Below are 2444 nucleotides of genomic sequence, written 5' to 3' on the forward strand. Positions count from 1 at the left end.
GTTCAGGCCGCCGAGGTGCTGTTCCGCAAGATCGAGGACGAGCAGGTCGCCGAATGGGCCGCCCGCTTCGGCGGCGAGGGCTAGTTCGCCGCCGGCGGTTCACCCGGCACCGCCTGCACCGGCGGGGCGTCCGCCGGGTGGGTCGGCAGGGGAGGGGTGGTCAGGGCGCTGTCCTCCGTGCGGACGCCGCGCATGTGCTTCTTCGCTTCCTCTTCGTCGATGTCGAGGAAGCCGGGCGCAGAGGCGTTGTGCTCTTCGAGATTGCCGGTGCGGACCACGACCGAGCGATAGCCGTCCCAGATCATGTGCAGGGCGACGTACAGCACGATCACCAGACCGACGTAACCGATCCAGCGGTGCTTGTTCAGCAGCTTGGCGATATAGGTCGCGGCCACGCCCATCAGGGCGATCGACAGCACCAGACCGAACACCATGATCCACGGGTGATCGTGAGCAGCCCCGGCGACCGCCAGCACATTGTCGAGCGACATGGTGATGTCGGCGATCATGATCTGGACCAGGGCCGCGCCGAAGGTCTTGCGCTTGATGCCCATCTCCTCGGGAGAGGCACCGCCTCCGTGGTGCGCGGCCAGGGCCATCTCCATGGCCTCACCGGATTCGGCCTGGTCGTGGGTGCGCTGTTCCTGCAGTTCGCGCCACATCTTCCAGCACACCCACAGCAGCAGGAAGCCGCCGGCCATCAGGAGGCCGACGATGGCGAGCAGCTGGACGGTGATCAGGGCAAAACCGATGCGCATGACCACGGCGGCGGCCAGACCGATCAGAATGGCCTTGCGGCGCTGTTCGGCGGGCAGGGCGGCGGCGGCCAGACCCACGGCCACGGCGTTGTCGCCGGCCAGAACCAGGTCGATCATCAGCACCTTGCCCAGCGCGGTCAGCTGGCTGGCGAGTTCGGGGGATGCGAGAAATTCCATGTCGGCTCTCTAATCCCAAACCGGGCGGGCTGTCATCAGCCTGCCTGCTTGCGCGCCGCCTCATAGAGCGCGACGGCGGCGGCGTTCGAGACATTCAGGCTTTCAAAGCCGCCCGGCATGGGAATGCGGGCAAGGGTGTCGCAATTCTCGGCCACCAGCCGGCGCAGGCCGTCGCCTTCCGAGCCCATGACAAGCACGGTCGGCCGCGAATCGAGCGCCTCGTCGAGGGTGGCCTCGCCGCTGCCGTCCAGACCGACGATGTGCCAGCCGGCGTCCTGCAGGGTGCGCAGGGCGCGCGACAGATTGGTCACCCGGGCGCAGGGCAGGCGTTCGGTGGCCCCAGCAGCGGTCTTGGCCAGCGGCCCCGCCAGCGCCGGACTGTGCCGGTCCTGGACGATGATGCCCCGCGCCCCGAAGGCCAGGGCCGAGCGGAAGATGGCGCCGACATTCTGCGGATCGGTCAGTTGATCCAGCATGACCAGTATGCCGCGCGCCGGCCGGGCGAGGTCCTCGAGGTCCACGCCCTCCAGCGGCTTGACCTTGAACACCATACCTTGATGCACCGCACCGGGCGGCAGCAGGCGCGCCAGCCGGTCGGCCTCGACCACCTCTACCGCATGGCCATTCAGCAGCCCGTCACGCTCCAGCTCAGCGGCGCGATCAGCGGTGGCCATCAGACGGCCCATGCCCCGCCGGGCCGGATTGGCGAGGGCGGCCAGCACCGGGTGACGGCCCCAGATCAGGGAATCGGGATCCAGCCGGTCGCGGCCCTTGTCACGGGCCTGGTCCCGGGACGGTTTGGCGTCCCAGGGGTTGGGCACCGATGCGCGATCCCCCTTGCGGCCGGGCTTTGCAGCCTCTCCGGTGCCGCCCCGGGGGGGTGGCTTACGACCCGATTTCCGGTCGTTGCGTTCGCGGTTCGACGACACTATAAGACGCGCTCCGATTTGGGAGCCCAAGGGCTTTCCGGGTTGGGCACCCCCTCTAACGCAGGCGATGCCCGATCCTGAAGCCTTTATTCGCCCTGATCCTTCGGGGTCGGGTCGGGGGCCTGATGACGATCCGGTACGTGCTTGGGGGAATGTCCCGAGCGGCAAAGGGGGCGGACTGTAAATCCGCTGCGTAAGCTTCGCAGGTTCGAGTCCTGCTTCCCCCACCACGCACGTTTGGATCTCATAGGGCGGGTGTCCGGACCGGAACCGGGTGTGGTGCCCACCGCTTATGCAGGACACCGCACTCTCTGCGCGGGTATAGTACAATGGTAGTACAGCAGCCTTCCAAGCTGAATATGTCGGTTCGATTCCGTCTACCCGCTCCAGGTTTTTGATAGCACTCAGCGCCCCCACTCCCGTTCTGGGCCAGGGCCATCAGGAGTTTTGGCCATGGCCAAGGAAAAGTTTGAACGCACCAAGCCGCACTGCAACATCGGCACGATTGGTCACGTTGACCATGGCAAGACGACGCTGACGGCGGCGATCACGATGACGCTGGCGAAGGCGGGTGGAGCCA

Annotated in this window: 4 protein-coding genes and 2 tRNA genes; 4 read left to right on the forward strand and 2 right to left on the reverse strand. The window is 67.0% G+C overall.

The window, feature by feature from the left end:
- On the forward strand, positions 1–84 hold an 84-nt coding region (locus IBJ06_RS13335), incomplete at its 5' end, for a hypothetical protein (RefSeq protein WP_365812781.1).
- On the opposite strand, the gene IBJ06_RS13275 is transcribed toward IBJ06_RS13335, so the two are convergent.
- Positions 81–935 (reverse strand): TerC family protein, encoded by an 855-nt coding sequence (locus tag IBJ06_RS13275; protein WP_292161179.1) that lies wholly within the window; start codon positions 933–935, stop codon positions 81–83. The genes IBJ06_RS13335 and IBJ06_RS13275 overlap by 4 nt on opposite strands.
- 35 nt (positions 936–970) lie before the next feature.
- Positions 971–1864 (reverse strand): 23S rRNA (guanosine(2251)-2'-O)-methyltransferase RlmB, encoded by an 894-nt coding sequence (rlmB, locus tag IBJ06_RS13280; RefSeq protein WP_292161181.1) that lies wholly within the window; start codon positions 1862–1864, stop codon positions 971–973.
- A gap of 146 nt (positions 1865–2010) precedes the next feature.
- Here rlmB and IBJ06_RS13285 point away from each other — a divergent pair.
- From IBJ06_RS13285 to IBJ06_RS13295, 3 genes are all read left to right on the forward strand, one after another.
- Positions 2011–2094 (forward strand) — tRNA-Tyr (locus IBJ06_RS13285).
- 85 nt (positions 2095–2179) lie between these two features.
- A tRNA-Gly gene (locus IBJ06_RS13290) sits at positions 2180–2253 on the forward strand.
- A 64-nt stretch (positions 2254–2317) separates the two neighbouring features.
- Positions 2318–2444, forward strand: a 127-nt coding sequence (locus IBJ06_RS13295) for a GTP-binding protein (protein ID WP_231492570.1), incomplete at its 3' end; no start/stop codon positions are given.

Source organism: Brevundimonas sp., from assembly GCF_016742135.1.
Lineage (GTDB): Bacteria > Pseudomonadota > Alphaproteobacteria > Caulobacterales > Caulobacteraceae > Brevundimonas.

Coding starts and splice junctions, on each gene's coding strand:
- IBJ06_RS13275 (WP_292161179.1), bottom strand. CDS start 935: ATGGAATTTCTCGCATCCCCCGAACTCGCCAGCCAGCTGACCGCGCTG.